The sequence below is a fragment of the Pseudarthrobacter raffinosi genome (assembly GCF_023913835.1).
In the GTDB taxonomy this organism is placed as follows: domain Bacteria; phylum Actinomycetota; class Actinomycetes; order Actinomycetales; family Micrococcaceae; genus Arthrobacter; species Arthrobacter raffinosi.
In genome coordinates this window covers 159,315-182,619 of the sequence record NZ_JAMXBG010000005.1, presented here as the reverse complement: position 1 = coordinate 182,619, position 23,305 = coordinate 159,315, and the positions used below count along the sequence as shown (strand labels likewise).

23 protein-coding genes, 2 tRNA genes and 1 pseudogene are annotated in these 23,305 nt (G+C 65.0%); 7 read left to right on the top strand and 19 right to left on the bottom strand.

Translation table 11 applies throughout. From position 1 onward, the window contains the following. Window positions 1-21 precede the first annotated feature (21 nt). The 8 genes from NG697_RS07095 to NG697_RS07060 form a co-directional block, all read right to left on the bottom strand. Entirely contained in the window at window positions 22-993 is a 972-nt protein-coding gene (locus NG697_RS07095) for a DUF2797 domain-containing protein (protein ID WP_252608542.1), read from the bottom strand. A gap of 32 nt (window positions 994-1,025) precedes the next feature. Beyond that, window positions 1,026-1,889, bottom strand: coding sequence for an HpcH/HpaI aldolase/citrate lyase family protein (locus tag NG697_RS07090; RefSeq protein WP_252598443.1), 864 nt, complete (start codon window positions 1,887-1,889; stop codon window positions 1,026-1,028). Between the two features lie 145 nt (window positions 1,890-2,034). Then, the gene (locus tag NG697_RS07085; RefSeq protein ID WP_252569616.1) at window positions 2,035-2,457 is read right to left on the bottom strand and encodes an arsenate-mycothiol transferase ArsC; all 423 of its coding nucleotides are present in this window, start codon (window positions 2,455-2,457) and stop codon (window positions 2,035-2,037) included. Continuing rightward, window positions 2,454-3,125: an arsenate reductase ArsC gene (locus tag NG697_RS07080; RefSeq protein WP_252569619.1), complete on the bottom strand. Its 672-nt coding sequence runs from the start codon at window positions 3,123-3,125 to the stop codon at window positions 2,454-2,456. The genes NG697_RS07085 and NG697_RS07080 overlap by 4 nt, the downstream gene beginning before the upstream one ends. A gap of 58 nt (window positions 3,126-3,183) precedes the next feature. Next, window positions 3,184-4,563: an FAD-dependent oxidoreductase gene (locus NG697_RS07075; RefSeq protein WP_252613899.1), complete on the bottom strand. Its 1,380-nt coding sequence runs from the start codon at window positions 4,561-4,563 to the stop codon at window positions 3,184-3,186. A 179-nt stretch (window positions 4,564-4,742) separates the two neighbouring features. Then, window positions 4,743-5,720: a thioredoxin-disulfide reductase gene (trxB, locus tag NG697_RS07070; protein WP_252569624.1), complete on the bottom strand. Its 978-nt coding sequence runs from the start codon at window positions 5,718-5,720 to the stop codon at window positions 4,743-4,745. 38 nt (window positions 5,721-5,758) lie between these two features. Continuing rightward, entirely contained in the window at window positions 5,759-6,181 is a 423-nt protein-coding gene (locus NG697_RS07065; protein WP_252569627.1) for an arsenate reductase ArsC, read from the bottom strand. A 148-nt stretch (window positions 6,182-6,329) separates the two neighbouring features. Further along, window positions 6,330-7,004: an arsenate reductase/protein-tyrosine-phosphatase family protein gene (locus NG697_RS07060; RefSeq protein WP_252613897.1), complete on the bottom strand. Its 675-nt coding sequence runs from the start codon at window positions 7,002-7,004 to the stop codon at window positions 6,330-6,332. Window positions 7,005-7,049: 45 nt separating this feature from the next. Between NG697_RS07060 and NG697_RS07055 the strand changes: the two genes are divergently transcribed. The 6 genes from NG697_RS07055 to NG697_RS07030 all read left to right on the top strand — a co-directional run bounded on the left by NG697_RS07055 (window position 7,050) and on the right by NG697_RS07030 (window position 10,256). Continuing rightward, window positions 7,050-7,790 (top strand): aquaporin, encoded by a 741-nt coding sequence (locus tag NG697_RS07055; protein ID WP_252598449.1) that lies wholly within the window; start codon window positions 7,050-7,052, stop codon window positions 7,788-7,790. A 111-nt stretch (window positions 7,791-7,901) separates the two neighbouring features. Then, a complete protein-coding gene (locus tag NG697_RS07050) occupies window positions 7,902-8,252 on the top strand; it encodes an ArsR/SmtB family transcription factor (protein WP_252613896.1) in 351 nt (116 codons plus the stop codon). Then, entirely contained in the window at window positions 8,249-8,611 is a 363-nt protein-coding gene (locus NG697_RS07045; protein WP_252598451.1) for a GNAT family N-acetyltransferase, read from the top strand. Before NG697_RS07050 ends, NG697_RS07045 begins: the two co-directional genes overlap by 4 nt. A gap of 114 nt (window positions 8,612-8,725) precedes the next feature. After that, the gene (locus NG697_RS07040; protein ID WP_252613894.1) at window positions 8,726-9,052 is read left to right on the top strand and encodes an ArsR/SmtB family transcription factor; all 327 of its coding nucleotides are present in this window, start codon (window positions 8,726-8,728) and stop codon (window positions 9,050-9,052) included. Then, on the top strand, window positions 9,049-9,849 hold the full coding sequence (locus NG697_RS07035; RefSeq protein ID WP_374209904.1) for a cation diffusion facilitator family transporter: 801 nt from the start codon (window positions 9,049-9,051) through the stop codon (window positions 9,847-9,849). Before NG697_RS07040 ends, NG697_RS07035 begins: the two co-directional genes overlap by 4 nt. A 95-nt stretch (window positions 9,850-9,944) precedes the next feature. Further along, on the top strand, window positions 9,945-10,256 hold the full coding sequence (locus NG697_RS07030; protein WP_252598457.1) for a thioredoxin family protein: 312 nt from the start codon (window positions 9,945-9,947) through the stop codon (window positions 10,254-10,256). 227 nt (window positions 10,257-10,483) lie between these two features. Here the strand turns inward: NG697_RS07030 and NG697_RS07025 are convergent, their stop codons facing one another. The 5 genes from NG697_RS07025 to NG697_RS07005 all read right to left on the bottom strand — a co-directional run bounded on the left by NG697_RS07025 (window position 10,484) and on the right by NG697_RS07005 (window position 16,449). Further along, a complete protein-coding gene (locus tag NG697_RS07025; RefSeq protein ID WP_252613892.1) occupies window positions 10,484-11,452 on the bottom strand; it encodes an aldo/keto reductase in 969 nt (322 codons plus the stop codon). A gap of 83 nt (window positions 11,453-11,535) precedes the next feature. Beyond that, entirely contained in the window at window positions 11,536-13,248 is a 1,713-nt protein-coding gene (locus NG697_RS07020) for a glycoside hydrolase family 13 protein (protein ID WP_252613890.1), read from the bottom strand. A 53-nt stretch (window positions 13,249-13,301) separates the two neighbouring features. Then, complete coding sequence (locus NG697_RS07015; RefSeq protein ID WP_252608514.1) at window positions 13,302-14,186, bottom strand: carbohydrate ABC transporter permease; 885 nt, start codon at window positions 14,184-14,186, stop codon at window positions 13,302-13,304. After that, complete coding sequence (locus NG697_RS07010; RefSeq protein ID WP_305884346.1) at window positions 14,186-15,121, bottom strand: carbohydrate ABC transporter permease; 936 nt, start codon at window positions 15,119-15,121, stop codon at window positions 14,186-14,188. The genes NG697_RS07015 and NG697_RS07010 overlap by 1 nt, the downstream gene beginning before the upstream one ends. 26 nt (window positions 15,122-15,147) lie before the next feature. Next, window positions 15,148-16,449 (bottom strand): ABC transporter substrate-binding protein, encoded by a 1,302-nt coding sequence (locus NG697_RS07005; RefSeq protein ID WP_252613889.1) that lies wholly within the window; start codon window positions 16,447-16,449, stop codon window positions 15,148-15,150. Between the two features lie 225 nt (window positions 16,450-16,674). On the opposite strand from NG697_RS07005, the gene NG697_RS07000 reads away from it, so the two are divergent. Then, the gene (locus NG697_RS07000; protein WP_252598461.1) at window positions 16,675-17,877 is read left to right on the top strand and encodes an ROK family transcriptional regulator; all 1,203 of its coding nucleotides are present in this window, start codon (window positions 16,675-16,677) and stop codon (window positions 17,875-17,877) included. A 116-nt stretch (window positions 17,878-17,993) separates the two neighbouring features. Here NG697_RS07000 and NG697_RS06995 read toward each other — a convergent pair whose 3' ends face one another. The 6 genes and pseudogenes from NG697_RS06995 to NG697_RS06970 form a co-directional block, all read right to left on the bottom strand. Continuing rightward, a complete protein-coding gene (locus tag NG697_RS06995) occupies window positions 17,994-18,650 on the bottom strand; it encodes an SDR family oxidoreductase (RefSeq protein WP_252598462.1) in 657 nt (218 codons plus the stop codon). Window positions 18,651-18,666: 16 nt separating this feature from the next. After that, window positions 18,667-19,224, bottom strand: a complete 558-nt coding sequence (locus NG697_RS06990; RefSeq protein ID WP_252598463.1) for a dihydrofolate reductase family protein — start codon at window positions 19,222-19,224, stop codon at window positions 18,667-18,669. A 128-nt stretch (window positions 19,225-19,352) separates the two neighbouring features. After that, a pseudogene (gene yidC, locus NG697_RS06985) lies at window positions 19,353-20,128 on the bottom strand (membrane protein insertase YidC); the annotation flags it as partial. 138 nt (window positions 20,129-20,266) lie between these two features. Next, window positions 20,267-20,340, bottom strand: a tRNA-Met gene (locus tag NG697_RS06980). 62 nt (window positions 20,341-20,402) lie between these two features. After that, window positions 20,403-20,474, bottom strand: a tRNA-Thr gene (locus tag NG697_RS06975). Window positions 20,475-20,709: 235 nt separating this feature from the next. After that, complete coding sequence (locus NG697_RS06970; protein WP_252613887.1) at window positions 20,710-22,992, bottom strand: DEAD/DEAH box helicase; 2,283 nt, start codon at window positions 22,990-22,992, stop codon at window positions 20,710-20,712. Window positions 22,993-23,305 lie beyond the last annotated feature (313 nt).

Genomic DNA, 23,305 nt, shown 5'->3' with positions numbered 1-23,305 from the left:
GTGACAGTCTACCGAGCACGTTCAGAACAGCGATTCCTGCACGGCCGGGACCTCCGAGGCGAAGCCCCCCAGGACGACTGTCCGGGCAGCCAGCCGGCCAAGGTTCACCACAAACGCCGCGTCCGTTCCGGCCAGGCTGGCGAGGGCGTTTGTCCCGCTCAGCGCGGTGATTCCGAAGCCGTGCTTTCCCTGCTCCAACGGATGCGGGTAGGCGTGGCGCGGCGTTGGGGCACAGAGCCCTGCCGCCTGCGCCGGCCGCACCCAGAGTTCGTCCACAATGCTGAAACCTTCTGCGCTGCAACCTTCTGGGCTGAAACCGTCGACGGCGGCCTGGCCCAGCAGCGTGCGGACCGCGGCCGCGTGCCGCTCATTGATGCCGTCCAGGGCGGCCGCTGGCAATGGCCCCGCCAGCGCCTCGGCTTTGGCGGCGGAGCGGACCTGCTGCGCCAGCCCGGCCTCGCGCGTCACCATGTCCTCAAGGATCCGCACCACCCGGCCGTCCTCCGCCCTGGCAACGTACCGTGCCACCACCGCTCCCTGTTCCGCGAGCCGGTTCCATTTCCTCAGGTGGGACGCCGTGCCCACCTTGCTGGCGCCGCCGGCGAACGTGGCCACGTAGAGCCAGTGATCCTGCAGAAGATAAGTGAGCAGCCCGTCCGGAACGCGGCCACCCCGGTGGAAATCGTGGATGAGGCGGGAATCGTCCAGCACAAAGCAGCGTTCGCACTGCTTGCCCTTCACAGCGGGAGCGCTGGCCGGGCACAGGATGTGGTCGCGGCTGCTGGCTGAGTGGACCTTGTGGTGCCCCAGGCAGAACCTGCCGTGATCGGCCACCGCGAAACCGAGCCTGGCGCCCGCCTCGAGGCTGACCTCGCGGAGATCCCCGGACGGTGACTGGAGGCGCAGAGCCGGGCCGCCGCCGTCGTGCCCTACAGACTGCGCCGGGGCGCCGTCCCAAAAGACCCCGTGAACCAGATAGCGGGTATGGGTCACGGGGTCTCCAGTGCTTGGGTGTACGGGTGGCGCTACAGCGCCGGCTGCACGCCGAACGCTATGGCGAGCTTCATGATCTTTTCGGCGCGACCCAGGCGGGGCAGGTCCGAGCCGTCACGGATGACGCGGCCGTTGGCCTCGAAGTCGGCCATAAAGTCCGTGGCCCAGGCGACGTCCGACGGGGTGGGGCTGATGACCTCGTTGATGACGTTCGTCTGGTCGATGGCCAGGCACAGCTTGCCGGTCATGCCCATCATCACGGTGATGCCGGTCTGCTCGCGCAGGATGGGGTGGTTGGTGCCGACGGTGGGGCCGTCGATGGGGCCCGGGAGGTTGCCCACGCGGCTAGCGACCACCAGCTTGGCGCGCGGGTAGGCCATGGCCTCCGGGGTGGCCGCCATGCCGGTGTCGCGGCGAAAGTCGCCGGAGCCGAACGCCAGGCGGAAAGCACCCTGGGCCTTGGCGATGTTGTTGGCTTCCTCGATGCCGAGCGCCGATTCGACGAGCGGGATGACCGGCGTCTTGCCGTCCATCCGGTGGAAACTTTCGGTCACCTGGTCAGCTGATTCGGTCTTGGCGAGCATCACGCCGAGCAGGCCGGGCGTACCGCGCAGCCCTGCAAGGTCATCGGCCCAGAACGGGCTGGTGGCATCGTTGATGCGGACCCAGGCCTGGCCGCCACCGCTGAGCCAGTCAATCACGTGACCTCGCGCTTCGTCCTTTTGCGACGGGTCCACGGCATCCTCGATGTCCAGGATGATCGAGTCAGCGCGCGAAACAGCCGACTGGTCAAACAGGTCGGTTTTCATCGCGTTGACCAGAAGCCACGAACGGGCGATTTCTGCTGGGATGTTGCGCTTGGGGCGTAATGTCTCGGTGGCGGTGGGTGACGTCATGCTACTACCGTATCTGCCCGGGCACTGCCAGCGCTAAGCCATGGCGCCGGACGTGCCGAACAATACAGATACGACCGGCCAGCGCCGGTGGTCGAGCCTGTCGAGACCCAGGTTTCGACAAGCTCAATCACTGGTTTGGACAGGCTTAGTTCCCTGTGAGTTCCGCATGGAGCTTTCGGACGCGGGCGTTGATGTCGTCGCGGACGAGGCGCATGCGCTCCGTGCCTTCGATGCCCCGGGTGGAAGGTTCGTCGGTTTCCCAAATTTCGAAGCGGGTGCCTTCGCGGGCTTCGAGCTTGGCTTCGGTGCCCAGGACGATCACGACGTCGACGGCGTCAAGCACCTCGTCGGTGACGGGCTTAGGGTGTTCCCCGGTGATGTCGATGCCGAGTTCGTTCAGGGATTCCACGGCCTCGTTGTTCAGGCGGCTGCCCGGTTTAGTGCCTGCCGAGTAAACGGTGACCTCATCCCCGGCAAGGTCCCGCATGAGACCGGCCGCAAGTTGGGACTTCCCGCCGTTTTTGCTGCAGACGAACAGGATACGGGGAGTCTTGGTGCTTTCGGTCATGAGTTGATGTTTTCTTTCTGTTCTGCGGCCAGGAGTGAGCCGACGAGGGTTTTGATGCGCGCCTGGATTTCGTCGCGAATGACCCGGACCGTCTCCAGGGACTGACCGGCGGGGTCGGTGAGGTCCCAGTCTTCATAGCGTTTCCCGGGGTAGATGGGGCATGAGTCACCGCAGCCCATGGTGATGACGACGTCAGATGCCCGCACGACGTCGTCCGTGAGTGGCTTCGGATAGTCCTTGCCCATGTCCAAGCCCATTTCGGACATTGCAGTCACAACGGTTGGATCCAGCTCAGCTGCCGGCATGGAGCCTGCCGACCGGACGCGGATCCTGCCCTTGGCTTCAACATTGAGCAGCGCGGCAGCCATCTGTGACCTCCCGGCGTTCTGCACGCAAACGAACAGGACCTCCGGGACCTCGGAGACCACCGACCCTTTGGATTTGGCCAGGGCGGCCAGCCGGTCGTTGGCGAAGTGTTCCGTGGTGGCAGGCAGGTAGGCGCTGATCTTCGCTGTCCGGGCCAAGGCCGTGTAGGACTCGAAGACGTAGCGTTCGACCGTCTCGACGGCGAACACCCCGGTGAAACGCTCGGCGAGGCGTTCGCTGATCCGGTGCAGGATTTCAGTATTGTCCTGCAATCCCAGCGTCGTTTTCTGGTGTTCGGTCATGGCAATACTCCCTTGGCGTGCGTCTGGAACGGTGCGTCGTGGTTGGTTGTGGTCAGTGTTACCCGGAGCGGCCGTGAGCCAGCCCGGTGGGGAATCCAACGAGGACCGGTTCCGGGGCGGCGCAACAGCCGCTCTCCGCCGATCCGTCAGTGTCTGCTGTTGAGGCCGCGGGGACGTCGCAGCTGGTGCCGGCGTCGGTGGAGCAAACCCCGGTTTCGGGCAGTTCAAGGTGGACAGTGTCCGCCGCGGCCTGGTCGCCGGAGAGTGCCGCAGCGACGGACCTGACCTGTTCGTAGCCGGTAGCTAGCAGGAAGGTCGGCGCACGGCCATAGGACTTCATGCCGACGATGTAGAAGTCCTTTTCCGGGTGGGCGAGAAGCTTGGCGCCATGCGGCTTGACCGTGCCGCAGGAATGGAATTCGGGGTCGATCAAAGGGCCCAGCTCGACGGGTGCTTCGACAGCGGGGTCAAGGTTGAGCCGGAGTTCGTGCAGGCTGACCAGGTCCGGCCGGAAGCCCGTGCAGGGGACGATGATGTCCGCTTCCAGAGTGCGTCCGTCGACGGCTTCGACGCTCACGCTGGAGTCCAGGCTCTTGAAGGCAGCGATCCCGAAGCCGGTGTGCAGTTCGATTGTTCCGGCCTCCACGAGTCGGCGGAGCCGGGCTCCGAGTTGGCCGCGGGCGGGCAGGCCGTCGGCGTCGCCGCCTCCGTAGGCCTTGTCAGCGGATGCTCCGCGCACGGCCCACAGGATGGTGGTTCCGGGTTCCTCCTTGGCGAGGTCTGCCAGATTGATCAGTGTGTTCGCGGCCGAGTGCCCGGCGCCCACGACCAGGACGCGGCGGCCCGCGAAGGAGGTGCGGTCCCGTCCTGTGACGTCCGGCAGGGGCGAGGAGATCCGGGCGGCGGCCGTGTCTTCACCGATGGCGGGCAGCCCGGAAGTTCCGAGCGGGTTGCGGGTGGACCACGTGCCGGACGCGTCAATGACGGCCGCCACGGTGTGGTCGCGGATTTCACCGCCGTCGTGTTCGACCCGGACGGTGAAAGGGGTGGCGTCACGGTCCCGGACGTGGGTTTTGTCCATGCCCTGGCGTGTAACGGCAATGACGCGTGCGCTGGTCTGGAGCCGGGAGGAGATCTCCGGGGTTGCAGCCAGCGGGGCGAGGTAATTGTCGATCAGTTCCCCGCCGTAAGGCAGTGCCGTCAGGCGAGGGGTTTCCCAACCGGCGTCCTCCAGCAAACGCACGGCCGCGGCGTCGAGGTTGAACCGCCAGGGTGAGAACAGCCGGATGTGGCGCCACTGTTCGATGGCGGATGCCGCCGTCGGGCCTGCCTCGAAGATCAGCGGCTCGAGGCCGCGTTCGAGCAGGTGGGCTGCGGTAGCAAGACCGACGGGGCCGGCGCCGATGACTGCGACGGGAAGGTTCTTTACTGGATCCATGCTGTCCTCTGTTTCATCCGTTGGTGTGCGGTTCGATCGGGGTGCCTGCCGGAGCCTTGTGGGACCGGCGGGCCGGGGCGGCGCTGTTCAGCAGCAGTCCAGATCGTCCTCGTCGCAGCAGCCCGTATCGGTGCAGCAATCGGTGTCCATCCAGTTCACCCCCTCCCCTTTCCCGGTGGTCAGGCGTGGATCGGCTCTTCGACCAGTGCGGTGGCGATGCTGTCCGCATCTTCCAGCGCGGCGAGGTAGCGTTCGGCGTCGAGGGCTGCCGCGCAGCCGGTGCCGGCTGCTGTGATGGCCTGGCGATAGCGGTGGTCCACGGCGTCGCCGCAGGCGAACACGCCGGTGAGGTTCGTGACGGTGGTGGGCGAGTCGACCTTGATGTAGCCTTCGGCATCCAGGTCAACCTGTCCGGCGACGAGTTCGGTCCGCGGCAGGTGGCCGATGGCAACGAAGATCCCGGCGGCGGCCTGCTCGCGGGTCTCCCCGGTGCGTGTATCGGTGAGGGTGACGCCGGTGACTTTGGCATCACCGTGGATGGCCGTGATGGCGGAGTTCCACGCGAAGCTGATCTTGGGGTTGTCCTTGGCGCGCTGGGCCATGATCCGGGAGGCCCGGACTTCGTCCTTGCGCACAACGACGGTCACGGACTTTGCGAAGCGGGTCAGGAAGGTGGCTTCCTCCATGGCGGAGTCGCCGCCGCCCACCACGATGATGTCCTGTTCGCGGAAGAAGAAGCCGTCGCAGGTGGCGCACCAGGACACGCCGTGGCCGCTGAGCTTCTTCTCCTCCGGCAGGCCCAACTCCTTGTAAGCGGAGCCGGTGGCCAGGATGACGGCGGGTGCCTCGTGGGTCTCGCCGGATCCGGTGACCACCCGCTTGAGGTGCCCCGTCAGCGTGACTTCCATGACGTCGTCGAACACGATGCGGGCGCCAAACTTTTCGGCCTGCTCCTGCAGCCCGTCCATCAGCTCGGGGCCCTGGATACCGCCCGGGAAGCCCGGGAAGTTCTCCACCTCGGTGGTGTTCATCAGGGCGCCGCCAGCCGTGACCGAGCCGGCCAGGACCAGCGGGTTGAGTCCCGCGCGGGCGGCGTAAATGGCCGCCGTATAGCCGGCAGGGCCGGAGCCGATAATGATCAACTGATCGGTGCTCACGTTGGTCTCTCCTGGTGCTTGAAAATGCGCGGGGTGGGTTACTTGGCGGCCGGGATCAGGGACTCGATGAGTCCTTCGATGCGCGTCTTGATCTCGTCACGGATGGGGCGGACAGACTCCACGCCCTGTCCGGCCGGGTCTTCCAGGACCCAGTCCTCGTAGCGCTTGCCGGGGAAGTAGGGGCATTCGTCGCCGCAGCCCATGGTGATCACGACGTCGGACTCCTTCACGGCCTCGGTGGTGAGGACCTTGGGGATCTCTGCAGACATGTCGATGCCCAGTTCGGCCATGGCCTCGACGGCGGCCGGGTTGACCTTGTCCGCAGGCTGGGAACCGGCGGAACGCACCTCAATCCCGCCCCTGGAGAGGGTGGTCAGGAAGGCAGCGGCCATCTGGGAACGGCCGGCATTGTGGACGCAGACAAAAAGGACGGAAGGCTTCTTGGCGGTTTCGGTGCTCACGTGTTTCTCCTGGAATCAGTTGCGTGTGGATCAGTTTTGACGAGGTCGTTGTGTCCGCACCACCACGCCGGCTAGACATTGATATGCGTCGATGTATGCAGTATCGGACAATATATTGATGGTTGTCAATATTTACGGGCGTAGACTATCAGGCAGCATGCAGTCGGGGCGCGAGGCCGGAAACGCGGTGGAAGATGCCAGTGAAGGCGCCCTCGAAAGCATCCTCCGTGTTTAGGCGCAGTGGATCCGGAACAGACCAATGGATCCCTCCCAGGTTGAGGATTTCCTCGTGGGCGTTGTCGCATACGGTCACGACGAAGTCATCATCGTGCGCCACTTCATCGAGCCGGCGCGGGGGAAGGTCCGCGAGAGCAACGCCGTGGCGACTCGCGACATCAATGGCACCCAGGGCGATGCGGTCCGCCGGATGGGTGCCCGCCGAAGTCGAGGGGATGTCGCTGACCTGATTCCAGAGTGCGACGGCCAGCTGGGACCTGGCGCTGTTGCGCGTGCAGACGAAGAGGACACGGCGGGCGCCGTGTTCGCGGCCGGGGGCCAATCCCTCCAACGCCCCTGCGGCCAGCCGGATGTAGCTGCGGCGCTTGTCCGCCTCCGAACGGTGGCGTGTCGCCAGGCCCGCGACTTCCAGTGTGCGCAGGTGGTGCGACAGCAGGTTCGACGGCATCCCGAGCTCGGCCTGCAGCTCCGTAGGGGAAAGATCCCCCAGGGTCAGCAGGTCCACGATGCGCAGCCGCGCGGGATCCGCCAGGGCCGCATGCTTGGCGACCCGCGCGCGGAAAACTTCAACTGGGTCAATGTTCATTGATTCAATTTTGACTGAGTAAATATCTTGAGTCAAGCTGTTGGTATGACTTCTCAACAACCGCCGTTGTGGCGCCGCGCCTTCGCCGAACTACTCGGTTCCAGTTTGCTCGTCATGATCGTCGTTGGCTCGGGGATCATGGCACAGCAGCTCTCCCCCAGCGACATCGGCCTGCAGCTGCTGCAGAACAGCACCGCCACGGTTCTGGGTCTGACGGTGCTGATCCTCGTCTTCGGCCCGATCAGCGGCGCGCATTTCAACCCCGTGGTCTCGCTCGTGGACTGGGTCCTCGGCCGGCGCAGCGGAACCGGATTGACACTTCCGGACCTGGGCACATATGTAGTTGCCCAAACCGTCGGTGCAATCAGCGGCAGCGTGGTGGCCAACGCCATGTTCGAGGTGGGCACTTCCATCTCGGCGAAGGACCGCGCCACCACCGGGCAGCTGCTGGGCGAAGTTGTCGCCACCGCAGGGCTCGTACTGCTGATCTTCACCCTGGCGGCCACAAACCGGGGCACCCTCGCAGCTCCGGCCGTGGGCGCCTACATTGGAGCCGCCTACTGGTTTACGTCCTCAACGTCGTTCGCGAACCCCGCCGTGACGGTCGGCCGCATCTTCAGTGACACCTTCGCCGGCATCGCACCCGCTTCAGTTCCCGGCTTTGTGGTGGCGCAACTGCTCGGGGCGGCCGTGGGCTTGGGGCTCCTACTCGCCCTTTTCCCCTCCGTGGCGCGCAACGCGGACGACGTCGTTCTTCCGCACGCCACGGAAAAGACCAGCTCCTAAGACTTCGTCGACCGGTCCGACGGCGGGCAAGCCTCCGGAGCGTAGCCACTTCCGGGTCGAGCGGCGGGATTAATACATTGATGATGGTCAATATTCGGGCATAATGGGTACATGAACTTGCTGCCCGTAATCGATCAGGCCACGGATGACGCCTGCTGCATCTCGGCAGGTCCGCCCGCATTGGGGGCCGAGGAGGCGAAGCAGAAAGCCCTGGTCTTCAAGGCGCTGGCCGATCCGAACCGGCTGCGGCTGCTTTCCATCGTCAAGGCCGAATCCTCGGGCGAGTCCTGCGTGTGCGACCTGACCGACCCCCTGGACCTGGGCCAGCCAACGGTTTCCCACCACCTGAAAATTTTGGTGGAGGCAGGGCTGCTGCACCGCGAAAAGCGTGGCACGTGGGCCTACTACTCTCTCGTCCCCGGAGCCCTCGACGACGCCGCCGGCATCCTGGCCAATTTATGACCTACCCGGTGGCCTTGCAGAACATGGAGCAGTCCGACTGGCCGGCCATCCGACGGATTTACCAGCAAGGTATCGACACCGGGCAGGCCACCTTCGAAACCCAAGCCCCTGACTGGGACTCCTTCGACCAGTCCAAGCTCCCCGGCCACCGCCATGTCGCAGTATCCAGCGAAGGTGAGGTCCTCGGCTGGGCCGCGGTTTCGCCCGCCTCCTCCCGGCCGGCCTATGCAGGAGTAGCGGAACACTCCATCTTCACCATCGTCGGGCGCAGAAACCGCATCGCCCGAATGCCACACGGCCCTCGCGCCGGCCAGTGGCGGGACACCCTCCTGATCGAGCGCCGCTCCCCCGCCATCTGAACGGAGGACGAAAGCCAGCCAAAGGCCGCCATGCGCAGGCAATGCCATGATGGCCTGAATCTCCGCTTTGAGTACACGATTGCGTGAATACACACTTGGATGTACTTTGGCTATATGGAAACCCTCGTACACGCCCCAGTGCTGGCCCGGTTCGGCTACGCGGTCTCCGACCCTACCCGGGCCCGGATTCTGCTGGCATTGGAGGATGCGCCCGGATACCCGTCGGACCTGGCCGATTCGTTGGGTGTCTCACGGCAGAGCATGTCCAATCACCTGACATGCCTGCGGGGCTGCGGCCTGGTGGTGGCTGTCCCGGACGGCCGGCGGACCCGGTACGAGCTCGCCGACGCCCGGTTGGGCCACGCGATAAGAGATCTGCTGGGTGTCGTGCTGGCCGTGGATCCTGCCTGCTGTGCCCCAGACGGGACGTGCTTGGTGTGACCACCACAATTCAAAGTGCGCCTACGGTCAGCCGCCGCGTTGTCCTGAGCCGCCGCATCCGCCTGTTCGCGGCCGCGACGATCACCTACAACGTCGTTGAGGCCGTCGTCGCGCTATGGGCGGGCAACCTGGCCGACTCCTCGGCCCTCGTGGGCTTCGGACTTGATTCGGTGATCGAGGTCGCTTCCGCGGTCGCGCTGTCCTGGCAGTTTTCCGCGACGGACCCCGAACGGCGCGAGCACATCACCCTTCGGATCATCGCGATGTCCTTCTTTGCCCTTGCATTGTTCGTCTCCGTGGACTCGGTCAGGGCCCTATCCGGAGGCGGCCAGGCACAGCATTCCACTCCGGGCATCGTGATCGCTGCCCTGAGTCTGGCCATCATGCCTGTCCTGTCCTGGCTTCAACGCCGCGCGGGCCGTGAACTTGGCTCCCGCACGGCGGTCGCAGATTCGAAACAGACCCTGCTGTGCACATATCTATCCGCAGTTCTTTTGGTGGGCCTGGTTCTCAACAGCACACTGGGATGGTGGTGGGCAGACGCCGGCGCGGCGCTGGTCATCGCCGGGATCGCCACTCGCGAAGGCCTCAACGCCTGGAAAGGGGACGTCTGCTGCGCCGTCCCCGAGCCGGGCACCCGCAGCAAGAAAGTCACCGGTCCGGCCGATTTGGGCGAACCGGCACCTCTGAACGCGGTTGTTGTGCAAAGTGATACTTCCGGCTGCTGTGAGGGCTGCGGAACCAGTTCTGAACCGCCTACCAGCCGCTCCGAACCCGCTGGGCAGGGCCATGCCTAGAGCCTGCCCGCCTGCAGCGACCGGAATAGGATCGGCCACAGACGACACAAACCCTGATCAGCACTACCGCGATAGGCGAACCGGAGAACGACAACGTGAGAATAGAACTCCTCCACATCGATGACTGCCCGAACATGGCCCCTGCACTCAAGCAGGTGGAAGCCGCCTTGGTCGCTTTGGGGCGCCAAGACATCCGCGTCCGTTTGCGGCACATCAAGACTCCGGCAGATACGCTCGGGACGGCTTTTGCCGGTTCGCCGACGATCACGGCAGACGGGGCCGACATCTTCCCCGACAGGGCGCCGGCCAGCGACCTCGCATGCCGGATCTACCCCACGCCAGATGGTCTTGCCGGCGTTCCAACCGTCGATCAGATGACGGAAGCTCTGACGAACCATGGCCTCTGACACTTACCATCAGTGTTCCTGCTGTGGCCGGACAATGAAGCGCGAGAAGCTCCATGCCCTCGGTGCCGAACCCGCCTACATTTGCCGGAGATGCGGGCTCCGGGTCGCCTTGCGCCCTCGCCCTAAGGCCAAGCCACATACTTGACATCGTCCCACGTCGAAGCGAGAGGCGCCGACGGTGTCGCTGTCCGGCGCTCCCTGGAAAGGCCCGCTCCTAGGACTTCATCTCAGGGGAGGGTGCCGCCCCGCGCCGCAATCCACAGTCCGTACCAGTCGGCCCGGGTCATGGCCTCCGCCACGCGGGCGGCGTCCGCGCAGGCGGCGATTCTCGCCGGATTCACGGTCCCGATCACGGGCGCAATGCCGGCCGGATGCTTCATCAGCCACCCCAGGAGGACGGCCTCCCCCGTGGTGCCGTACTGACTCGCAAGCTCCGCAACCATCGCGGCCGCGGCAGTCTCCGCCGCCGTCGGGTTTTCCGGAGCTGCCCCCGTGTACAACCCCTGCGCCAGCGCACCGTAAGCCTGCACGGTAACGCCGTTTTCGCTGCAGTACTCCAGGGTCCCGTGCGGGAAGCTGTAGTCCAGCGACTCCGGATGGTTCACCAGGACCTGGCTTTCCAGCCAGGCCCGCTTCAGCAGGCTCATCTCCAGCTGGTTGGCCACCACGGGCACCTCCAGCCGCTCCTGCAACGCCTTGATCTGCGCGCCGGACATGTTGGACACCCCAAGCGCCCGAACCTTGCCGTCGGCCAGGAGTTGCCCGACGGCGGCCGCCACCTCCGCCAGGTCCGTCAGGGGATCCGGGCGGTGCAGCAGGAGGACGTCCACGTAGTCCGTCTGCAGCCTCTTCAGGCTGCCGTCCACGCGTTCCAGGATGGATTCCCGGCTGAGGTCATAGTGTGTGGCCAACCCGCGTTCGCGGAGCCGGATGCCGCACTTGGTCTGCAGCCGGATCCGGTCACGCAGGCCGGGCGTTGCCGCGAGGACCTCGCCGAACACCGACTCGGACTTGCCGCCGCGGTAGATGTCCGCGTGATCGAACAGCGTAATGCCGGCGTCCAGCGCGGCCTCGACGGCGGCGGCGGCCTCGTCCACACGCTGCACCTGATGCGGTTCGTCGGTCCAGCTGCCGCCCAGGCCCATGCAGCCGTATATGAGTTCCTGCGCGGGGGATGGAACGGTGTGTTGGGTCATTGCTTCACTCTTTCATGAGCCGTGGCCGACGCACAGGTGGCGGGACCCGGCCGGGTCCCGCCACCTGTCGATCTTGGGTTATGTCAGCGCAGCCAGACGGTGCTGTTGGCGCCCAGTTTGCCGTCCACCAGCGGTGCGCTGCTGACCAGGACGGTCCCTGCCGGCAGGTCGACGGCGGTGTCCCCGAAGTTGGTAACGGACTGCCAGCTACCGGGGCGGCGGAAGTGCAGGACCTCCGGGTTGCCGGTCTCCACCCACTCCAGCTCCTCGCCGGCCTGCAGTTCGCGGCGCAGCTTCAGGGCCGTGCGGTACAGCTCCAGGGTGGAGTTTTCGGTGCCGTCCTGCGCCTCCACCGCATACTTGCTGAACCAGTCCGGCTGCGGCAGGTGCGCACCGCCGTCGCCAAAGCCGAAGGAGGTCCCTTCAACCTTCCAGGGCAGTGGCACCCGGCAGCCGTCACGGCCCACCTCAACGCCCCTGTTCCGGAAGAACGCGGGATCCTGGCGCTCGGAGTCCGGAATCTCCGCCACTTCCTGCAGGCCCAGTTCCTCGCCCTGGTACAGGTAGGCCGAGCCGGGCACAGCGAGCATCAGCAGGGTGGCGGCGCGGGCACGTCGCTCGCCAAGGTCCACGTCGAGTTCCTCCTTGGGGCCGCCGGCCAGCAGCCAGCCCTTCCCGTCCTGGCCCTTGGCGTGCTTCTTGCCCTTGGACGCCTTGGGCAGGCCATAGCGCGTGGCATGCCGGACGACGTCGTGGTTGGAGAAAACCCAGGTGGAGGACGCGCCGGTCGCGGCGGCTTCGGCGAGGTTGCGGGTGATGATTTTGCGGAAATCCTCGGCATCGAAGTCGGCCTGCAGCAGGTCGAAGTTGAAGGCCTGGCCCAGGCCCTCCGGGCTGGCGTAGCGGGCACGGCGGGTAGCGTGCACCCACGCTTCGGCGACGGCGGTGCGGGGCGGGTTGTATTCGTTGAAGACTTCGCGCCATTCGAGGTAGATGTCGTGGACGTCGTCCCGGTCCCAGAAGGGGTGCGAACCGTCGTCGAACCCGTCCGTCCCCGAGTTGGCCTCGGTCAGCTCCAGCTTGGAGAGCAGCGGCTCGGTGAGATCCTTGGTGAGGGCATGTGCCACGTCCACGCGGAAGCCGTCGACGCCGCGGTCGGACCAGAAGCGCAGGGTCTTGAGGAAGTCATCGCGGACCTCCCGGCTGGACCAGTTCAGGTCCGGCTGCTCCTTGGCAAAGATGTGCATGTACCACTGGCCGGGGGTGCCGTCCGGCTCGGTGATGCGTTCCCAAGCCGGTCCGCCGAAGACGGAGTCCCAGTCCGACGGCGGGAATTCCCCGTTGGGTCCTTTGCCGTCACGGAAGATGTATCGCTCACGGGCGGCGGAACCCTTCGGCGCGGCGAGCGCCTCCTGGAACCATTCGTGCCGGTTCGAGGAGTGGTTGGGGACGATGTCGGCGATCAGCTTGATGCCGGCGGCGTGCAGCGCTTTGGCCATCTCGTCGAAGTCCGCCAGCGTGCCCAACTTGGGGTCCACGTCGCGGTAGTCGTCCACATCGTAGCCGCCGTCGGCCAGGGCCGACGGGTAGAACGGGCTGAGCCAAACGGCGTCGATCCCCAGTACCTTCAGGTACGGGACCTTGGCCGTGATGCCCTTGATGTCACCCATGCCGTCACCGTTTGAATCGGCGAAGCTGCGCGGATAGATCTGGTAGACCGCGGCCTGGCGCCACCAGTTGGGATCGGCCAGACGGTCGGAATCGGACAGGGTTGCCAGCGTGGCAGTGGTGGACAAAGGATGATCCTTTTCTCTTGTTTGGGTTGTTCTTGCTGGGTGGATAAGTCTGGCTATTTAACGGCCCCGCGCATGACTCCGGACAGTACCCAACGTTGGGCCAGGATGTAAACCACCAGTGTGGGTGCCATGGCCATCAGGTAGGACGCGAACGCGAGGCTGTAGTTGGTGTTGAACTCGCCCTGGAACAGCATTTGGACCACGGGGAGGGTCTGCAGGGCCGGGTCGGCGATCATCATCTGCGGCAGCAGGAAGTCGTTCCACGAACCCAGGAAGGCGAAGATGCCTACTGTGGCGTTCATGGGAGCCAGCAGCGGGAAGATGATCTTGCGGAACACCTGCCAGGTGGTGGCGCCGTCCATCCGGGCCGATTCCTCCAGCTCCACCGGGATGGAGCGGACGAACGCGATGTACAGCAGCGCGTTGAACGAGATTCCGCCCAGCACGTGCAGGAAGACGACGCCGGCCGGGTTGTCCAGGCCGAGCAATGCCGTCTGCTTGATCAGCGGAAGGATGATCACCGGGAACGGAATGAACATCGCGGACAGAAGGTACACAAAGGCGCCGCGGAAGAATCGGTGGTTCCAGTTCCGCGCGATGGCGTAGGCAACCAGCGAGCTGCAGGCCAGTGAGCCCAGGACGCTGAAGACGGTGACGAATGCCGTGGACATAAAGGCCCGGGGGAAGTTCGTGGCCACGTAGGCGGCTGCGAAGTTCTCCCAGTTCAGCGGGTTCGGCCAGGCAAGCCCGGTCCCGGTGCCGATCTGGTCCGGTGTTTTCAGCGCCATGGCCACGGTGAAGTACAGCGGCAGCAGGACAGTCAGCGAGGCCACCAGCATCAGGGCGGTGAGCCACCAGTTGATCTTGAAGCCTTCGCGGCCGGAGACTCGTTTTGTGAGGACGCGGGCGCTGCGCTGTGGAAGTTGTGATGCGGTCATTAGAGAGATACCCCCCGGCGCTGGATGAGGCGCAGCTGGATGACGGAGATCAGCAAAGTGATCAGGAAGTAGATGACCGCATTGGCCATCTGGTAGGAATAGTCGCCACCCGTGAAGCCGGAGAAGATGCGCATGGCCACTGACTGCGTCGCCATGCCAGGTCCGCCGCCGGTGAGGCCCACGATGATCTCGTAGGTCCCCAGGAATCCCTTGAACCCGAGGATCACGTTGATGACGAGATAACCGAGGATGAGTGGCAGCGTAAGGCTAAGGAACTGCCGGAAACTGCCGGCACCGTCCACGTCCGCGGCTTCGTAGACCTCCGCTGGCACGCTCTGGAGCCCGGCGAGGTAGATGATGGTGGCTCCGGGCGCGGCCTGCCACACGGTGACCAGCACAATGGCCAGCCAGGCGAGGTTTTCGTTGGCCAGGATGCTGGTGGCAAGCGGCGTTAAGCCGAACCGTTCAGCGAGCACCGGCAGGGTGTTGGAGAACAGGTAGTTGAAGACAAACGACACCACCAGGGCTGAGAGCACCATGGGGATGAAGAACACGGTCCGGATGCCGGTTCGCCACTTGATTTTCGCATTCAGTCCAAGGGCGATCGCCAGGGCCACGATATTGACCACCACGGTGGTGGTCAGGGCAAAGACGAACGTGAAGATGTAGGACTGCAGGATTGCCGGGTCCCTGAAGATGTTGACGTAGTTGGACAGGCCGATGAACTTCCAGTCACCGTAGCCTGCGTAGTTGGTAAGGCTGAAGAACACACCAACCAGCGCTGGCAGGGTGATGAAGAAGGCGAAGAGTGCGAGGACCGGCACCACCATCCAGTAGTACGTGGGGTCGATCCGTCGTGGGGACCGTCGCACGTTGGTCTCGGCCGGGCCCTCCGGGCTGGGGCCGGCCTTCGCCACGGTGGACGTCGTTGTCATGGGGACTCCTGGAATCGTGGTGGGCATCAGACCGCCGTCCGTTCGGCGACTCGGCGCCATTCGTCGTCGAGCGCGGCGAGGAACTGGTCGCCGTTTTTGCTGTAGACAAAAGACTGGATGTAGTTGTGCAGCGGCACCGACGGCGGGAAGTAGGTGCCGGCGCCCTGGTAGTAGCGGGCTTTTCTGACCGATTCGTCCAGTCCGCTGATCTGCGGGTTGGTCACCGGCGGGGCGTCCTTGAGCGGCGAGAAGGCGGCGTTCTTTTCGTTGTACGTGTTCACCACTGACGGTTCCAGCAAGTAAGCGACGAAACGCCGGGCCGCAGCCATGTTGGGGGTGTTCCTGGTGATGGACAGTGCCATGTCCACGTTCACCCGTGCCTTGGTTTCCTCCGGGTTGTTCGTTACGGGCAGGGGGAATGTACCCACCCTGATGTCCTTGTTGGCGGAAACCAGCTGCGACAGGGCCCAGGGTCCTTGGAGGTACATGGCGGCCTGTCCTTTGGCGAAGGCAGCATTTCCGTCCGCGTAATTCTTGCCGCTGGCGCCATTCTGGGAATAGGAAACGAGCTGGAGCATCTGGCGCAGCGCGGGCCCGAAGTTGGTGGTGAAGGATTCGGCGGCTCCCGCGCTAATATCGGCACCCTTGCCATTGATCCTGGTGAAAAATTCCGCCGTGTCCAGCGAACCGCCGGAGACGTAGTCGAACATGCCCTGTGCCAGGGTCCAGGAGTCTTTGAACGTTCCGTAAATCGGCGTGATACCGGCCGCCTTGAAGGTTTCACAGGCTGCCACGAATTCGTCCCAGGTGGTGGGGACGGCTACGCCATTGGCGTCGAAGATGTCCCGGTTGTAGATGACGCCGGCCGCAGCCAAGGAGAACGGCAGGGCGCTGACCTCGTTGCCGTTGTACTGGCCCCAAGAGCTGATGAGCTCCTGCATCTCAGGATCAATGGTCGACGCTGCGGGGAGGTCGCTGAGGTCGGCGAAGATGCCCTTCTTCACGAAGTCGGCAGTTGCCTTCGCGAAGCCTCGGGTCACTACGTCCGGCGGATCGTTCCGGACCAGGCCGGGGACGAAGTTGCCCTCGTTGAAGTCCTGGATCACCCGGATATCAGGATTGAGCGCCTCGAAGTCCTTGATGACCTGGTCGAAGTAGTTCACCACCTCCGGCTTGTTCTGCATGAAGCGGAGTGTGGTGACACCGTTCTGCTGGCCTGCGTGGCCGGCACAGCCGGAGAGCGGAATGAGGGCTGCCGCCCCGGCCAGACCGGCTACCCGGAAGAGGGAGCGCCTGCTGGGCAGCGTTGCCGGAACAGCGGCTTTCACAGGGCGGAGCCTGACGTACGGGAGTGACGGGGCCGCGGCTTGGGCGGGGGTGGGCAATGCTTCGGGATGCGGTTCATGGTTGCTCCTTTGCAAAGGCTGGGTGAAGGGCTGGGATGCCAGTGGTCGGCGGCCGTCCGGCCCACATAGCCTGGAGAGTATTTATTTGGAATCTAAATTTAGTTCCTCAAGTATTATGTGGTGCAGAGCACAGAGAGGTCAACGCCCATGACTGAAATATCCGTGGCAACGCCCCAATTACTACGTCGAGTGAGTGCCGGAGCCGTCCTTGACTTCATGCGCGCCTCAGAAGCGGTGACTGTCACCGAGGTCTTGGAGGCCACCGGACTCACGCGGGCCACGGCCATTGCGGTATGCGAGGACCTCATGCAGCGGGGCTGGATACGCGAGCTGGAGAACCAGCGGGCATTCGGTGGCTACCAGAAGGGCAGGCCGGCGCGGCGGTTCGAGCTCAACGAACGCGCCGGCTACGTCCTGGGCATGGACGTGGGTGTCTCCAAGGCCACCGTGGTGGTGTCCGACCTTCGCGGAAAGGCCCTCGGCAGGTCCAGCCAACCCTTCGCGGAAGCAGACATCCCGGCCGAGGAACGCATCGCCGTCATTGACCGCACCGCCATGATGGCACTGCACAGCGTGGGCGCTTCGCCGGATTCCGTCCTGGCCGTCTGCGCCGGCATTGCGGCGCCAGTGGACCGTAACGGCGAGGTGCTGGTGACGCAGCACTTCTGGGGACTGTTCGACGTCGGCCTGAAGGCTGCGCTGCGGGACCGGCGGGGCTGGACCGTACTGCTGGAAAACGATGCGAACCTGGCCGCCCTGGGCGACCGCTGGCGCGGCGCCGCTGCCGGCGTGGACGACGTCGTGGTCATCCTCGCGAGTGAGCGCTTCGGCTCGGGAGTGATCGACGGCGGACGGCTGCTGCACGGCCGGGGCGGAGGCGCCGGCGAGCTCGCCTTCCTCGACATGGTGGAGGGTGTGGGAGATACCTACGGCATCGCCGCATTGGCAAGGACGTGGGCGGCTGACGCCCTTGCCGGCAAGGTCAAAACATCCCTCCGGGAGTTTGCCGCCGAAGGAGTCGAGGCGGAGCAGGTCTTCGCGGCTGCCGCCGACGGAGATGCCGTGGCGCGGGCGATCCTCGAACGGCTCGCCGACAGGATGGCCAGGATCATCGGGGCTGTGTCCACCATCATCAACCCGGAACTGGTGGTCATCGGCGGCGCCGTGGCCAAGTCTGCCGGCGTGCTGCTTGGGCCGATCGCCAGGCACCTGACCAAGTACACCGTCACTCCCCCGCGGGTGGCGGTCTCGCCCTTGGGAGATTCAATCGTGACCGTCGGCGCCGTACGATGCGCCCTCGACTACGTGGAAAAGAACACCCTGGACCTGGAGCTCGCGGTTCCGGACTAAGCTGCGTGCTCCAACGGCGCGAAGGGACACTTGAGGCCCCGGACCCGCATCGGTTCCAGGGCCTCAACTGTCCCTTCGCGCTGTGTTATTCCAGCGTCGCGGCCGGTCCCTCTCGGCTACGGCTGCGGCTCCAGGGCGGCGGCAATCGGGAGTGTGCCGTCACGGAATTCGATGGTCCTCCCCGCCGTTTCGGGCAGGTCAAGCACCGCGGCGGCCACACTGGCCGTGTTGCTGCGGGAGGTTGCCCGGCTGTCGTCCGTTCCGGGGTCCACTTCGATGAGCCCTGTCCCCGGCTGGTCCGTCAGCGTCCCCGGACCCAGGATGGTCCAGGCCAGTGCGGTGCCGCGCAGGTACTCATCCGCCGCCGCCTTGGCGTCCGCGTAGGCAAAGAAGCTGTTCTCCGCCGGGACGCCGTGGTCCGGCCCCGCGCCCAGGTAGGACACCATCACATAACGCCCGACGCCGGCCTCCGCCGCCGCGTCCATCGACCGGATGGCCGCGTCCCGGTCCACCGCATACGTGCGTTCCGGGCTTCCTCCCCCGGCCCCGGCAGACCAGACCACGGCGTCATGGCCCCTGAGGGCGTCGGCGATTGCCGCCGTCGTCGAATTCTCAACGTCCAGGACCGACGGCGTAGCGCCGGTAGCCGCGACATCCGCCGCATGGTCCGGGTTGCGGATGATGGATGTGACGCTGTGACCTTCGGTTGTAAGAAGCGTGGACAGGTGGAGGGCCACTTTGCCGTGGCCGCCGATGATAACGATGCTGGTCATGCCCCCATTCTGCCCCTTATGCCCGTGTGCGGTAGCGGAGGTAGACCACGCCGTTTCCAAAGGTGTGCTCTTCGAGGAGTTCCAGCCGCAGGCCCAGCCCGTCCGGCAGGAAGCGCAGGCCTCCTCCCACGGCTACCGGATTGAGGAACACGCGGCATTCGTCCACCAGCCCGGCGTTGAGCGCCGCAGCGGCCAAGGTGGGGCCGCTGATGCTGATGTGCGCGTCCGTGGCGTTCTTGAGGCCCCGGACGGCGTCGGGAACAAAGGTCCGCTCGATCCTGGTCTTAGCCGTGGATGCGGCGGTGAGAGTGGCGGAGTAGACAACCTTGTCTGCCCCTTGCCAGATCCGCGCGAAGTCCCGGATGTAGTCCGGCTGATCGGGGGTATCGAAGGTTTCCCACGCAGACATGACCTGGTACATGCGGCGGCCGAAAAGGTAGGTGCCCACATCGCGTTCGAGATCATTGACGAACGTATGGACTTCCTCGTCCGGCTCGCTCCAGCTGAAGTTGCCGTTGCGGTCCGCGACGTAGCCGTCCAGGGACACGATGCCTGAGTAGATGAGCCGGCCCATCCGCCCATTGTGCCGCCGTCGGCAGCGGATGGGTAGGCTGTAGCGGCCGCGGGGTGCCTGCCCTGCGGTGAGGGGTGAGGTTTCAGCGCTTCGGGCGGCCGTTAGCGTCGAAACCTCACCCCTCATTTGATGGTGAACTGTTGCGCCATGGTCCAGAGGTTGGTGGTGGTCCAGTAGATCAGGACGCCGATCGGGAAGAGGACGCCGCCCACACCGAAGACGACCGGCAGAATGTACATGATCACCTTCTGCTGGCGCGCGAGGGGATTATCTGCGGCTTCGTCAGGCACGGTCCGGGCCACGATGCGTCGTTGCGTGATGAACTGCGCGGCCGTCATGGCCAGGATCATCAGGCTGGTCAGTACTGCGACCGCCGCGGGGTCGCCACCACTGCCTGCAGCACGGACGCTGACAGCGGGGCGCCGAAAATACTTGATTCGTCGAACTGCACAGCCTGTTCGTGGGTCATCGCTCCGATGCCGTGGGCTTCCCTGGCTGCGGCTGGAATGCCGGAGAGTACCTGGAAGAGCGCGAAGAAGAACGGCACCTGGATGAGCATCGGCAGGCAGGCGGACAGAGGGTTGGTCCCGTGTTCCTTGTAGAGGGCCATCTGTTCCTGCGCCATGGCCTGCCGAGACAGCTGATCGCTCTTGCCCTTGTACTTTTCCTGCAGCCTCTTCAGGTCCGGCTGCAGGAGCCGCATCCGGCGCTGGGCGCTGACCTGCCGCAGGAACACCGGAATCAGGGCGGCACGGATGATCAGCACGAGGCCGATTATGGACACAGTCCACGTCCAGCCGCTTGCCGCAGGCATGCGCATGGTGCTCAGGACGTCATGGATTCCGACCATGATGGCGGACACAATCCAGTTGAACGGACCCATGATTGCTCCGAAGAAGTCCACTGATATCCCCATCGCCACGTGCAGCAAAGCTACGGCGAAAAGGAGCTCTTGTCACGGCTTCGCACCGCCGCAAACACACCGTCGTGCGGGGAAACAGAAAAACCCCCGGAATCTCGGGGATTCCGGGGGCTTAGCCTGTAGCGGTGGGGAGGCTCGATCTCCCGACCTCACGATTATGAGTCGTGCGCTCTAACCAACTGAGCTACACCGCCACGAATGAGAAAAACCTGCACCAAGCCGGTCAAAAACCGCCTTGACACAGGCCCTCATCCAGAGCCCCCCACCGGAATCGATCCGGTGACCTCGTTCTTACCAAGAACGCGCTCTACCACTGAGCTAGGGGGGCAACGAGTAAATACTCTACCGGAAGATTTGGCCACCAACAAATCGGCTCCAGAACGACGCCCGCGGCGCCAAAAGTGCCGGAAATCCGGGCTTTCGGCGCCCTCCGGACGGCCCATAAATCGGCCCGGGGAGGGATCCCGGCGGGGATGTGACCAAGCCAACTTAAGCAGCAACCTTAAAGCAGAACGGGCCGGCAAGAAGCCGGCCCGTTCCCAGTTCACTTTAGGAAGCAGTGGTTACCACTTGTTGCGGGGCTTGAAGCCGCCTTCGGTGCGCGGCTTGCGTGCCGCGTCGGTGCCCACGCTGCGCTCGTTGCGGTCGCTGAAGGAGCGGCCGCCGCGGTCAGCGGAGCTACGCTCGCCGTCGGTCTTGCGGAATTCCTTCTTGAACCCGCCGTTGCCCTTGAAGTTGCCGCCACGGTCCCCGCCACCGGCGCCACCGCCGGAGTAACCGCCACGGTCCCCGCCACCGGCGCCACCGCCGGAGTAACCGCCGCGGTCGCCGCCGCCACGGTTGCCCTGGTAGCCGCCACGCTCGCCGCCACGGCTACCCTGGTAGCCGCCACGCTCGCCGTCACCGGAGGGCTTGCGGCCGTTGTCCAGCTCGAGGTGGATCAGCTCGCCGCCGATCCGGGTGCGGGACAGTGCCTTCAGCTGGTCGGCGCTAAGGTCCGCCGGGAGCTCCACGAGGGAGTGGTCCGCACGGATGTCGATGCCGCCGATGTTGGCCGAGGAGATGCCGCCTTCGTTGGCAATGGCGCCAACGATGGAACCCGGCATGACGCGCTGGCGGCGTCCGACGGCGATCCGGTAGGTGGCATTGCCCTCAGTGAGGGTACGGGTGGGGCCACGTGAGCCGAAGCCGTCCTTGGAGCGCTCGCGCTTCTGGAAATCGGGAGCTGCGGCCAGTTCCTTGACGAGCAGAGGCTGACCGCCCTGGGCCATCACGGCCAGCGCAGCAGCGATCTCCGAGGCCGGCACGTTGTGCTCTTCCTCGTAGGAGGAGATGAGGTCGCGGAACGCGGCAACGTCCTCGGACTCGAGGGTCTCCGTGATGCGCTCGGCGAACTTGCCCAGGCGCAGCGTGTTGACGGTCTCGGCCGTGGGCAGGTGCATCTGCTCCACCGGCTGACGGGTTGCCTTCTCGATGGAACGCAGCAGGTACTTCTCGCGCGGCGTCATGAACAGGATGGCGTCGCCGGAACGGCCTGCACGGCCGGTGCGGCCGATGCGGTGGACGTAGGACTCGGTGTCGTGCGGGATGTCGTAGTTGACCACGTGGCTGATGCGCTCAACGTCAAGGCCACGGGCCGCAACGTCTGTGGCCACCAGGATATCGATGCGGCCTTCCTTCAGCGCCTCGACAGTGCGTTCGCGCTGCTGCTGCGGGATGTCGCCGTTGATGGCTGCAGCCTGGAAGCCGCGGGCCTTCAGCTTGTCAGCCAGGTCCTCTGTGGCCATCTTGGTGCGCACGAAGGCGATGACGCCGTCGAACTCTTCAACCTCGAGGATGCGGGTCAGGGCGTCAAGCTTGTGCGGGCCCATAACCTGCAGGTACCGCTGGCGGGTGTTGGCGCCGGTGGTGGTCTTGGACTTGACCGAAATCTCGGCCGGGTTGTTCAGGTATTGCTTGGACATGCGGCGGATCTGGCTCGGCATGGTGGCCGAGAACAGTGCCACCTGGCGGTCCGACGGGGTCTGCTGGAAGATCTGCTCCACGTCTTCGGCGAAGCCCATGCGCAGCATTTCGTCGGCCTCGTCCAGCACCAGGTACTGGAGCTCGGACAGGTCCAGGGAACCCTTGGAGATGTGGTCGATCACACGGCCGGGAGTACCAACAACAACCTGGGCACCGCGGCGCAGGCCAGCGAGCTGGGGGCCGTAGGCGGAGCCGCCGTAGACGGGGAGGACGGTGAAGTCATCGATGTGCTTGGCGTACGAGGTGAAGGCCTCGGCAACCTGGAGCGCCAGCTCGCGGGTCGGGGCCAGAACCAGGGCCTGGGTCTTGCGGGACGGGCCGTTGAGGTCGTGGAGCTCGGCCAGGCGGGACAATGCCGGTACTGCGAATGCTGCAGTCTTACCGGTGCCGGTCTGGGCGAGGCCCACGACGTCGCGGCCTTCAAGCAGCAGCGGGATGGTTGCTGCCTGGATGGGGGAAGGCTTTTCGTAGCCGACGTCCATCAGGGCGGCGAGGACGCGGCCGTCGATGCCGAGATCGGCGAACTTGACGCCCTCGTCTTCGGTTTCCTCAGCCTTGGCGGGTGCTTCTTCGGTCTTAGCTTCCTCAGCCTTAGCTACGGGAGCTTCTTCAAACTTGGCAGCAGGCGCCTCGGTCTGAGCGGCAGGCGCTTCTTCGACCTTGGCAGGGGCTTCTTCAGCGCGAGCAACGGGCGCTTCAGCTTCGGTGGCGGCGGGCTCTGCTGCGGGGGCAACGGCCTCGGTGAACTCGACAGCGACGGTTTCGGCAGTTACTGCTTCGGCGGTGATAGCTGTCTCGTCGTTGGTCTGATTTTCAGGCATAGGGAAATTTCCTCATCCATAGGGGGCCAGGCGGCACAACCCGAGGTGAGCGGAGCCGCAGTACATGTGCCGTGGCGGCCGGGCATACATTGACCGGCCGGTCACTTAGAAGTCCGGCGCTTTCGCAATCCCGTGGCAGGACTTCCCGCTGCATCTCTTGGCTGCTATCCCAGCAGTCTGTACAGCGTTTTCTTTAGCCGGCTCTCCCTATGAAAATGCCCGCATCACAATAGCGGGCCCCAACACTTGCCAGTCCTGCCTCAAAAATTGGGCAGGAATAAGGGATTTCCGGAGTGGGGGATGTTTCAAGTGT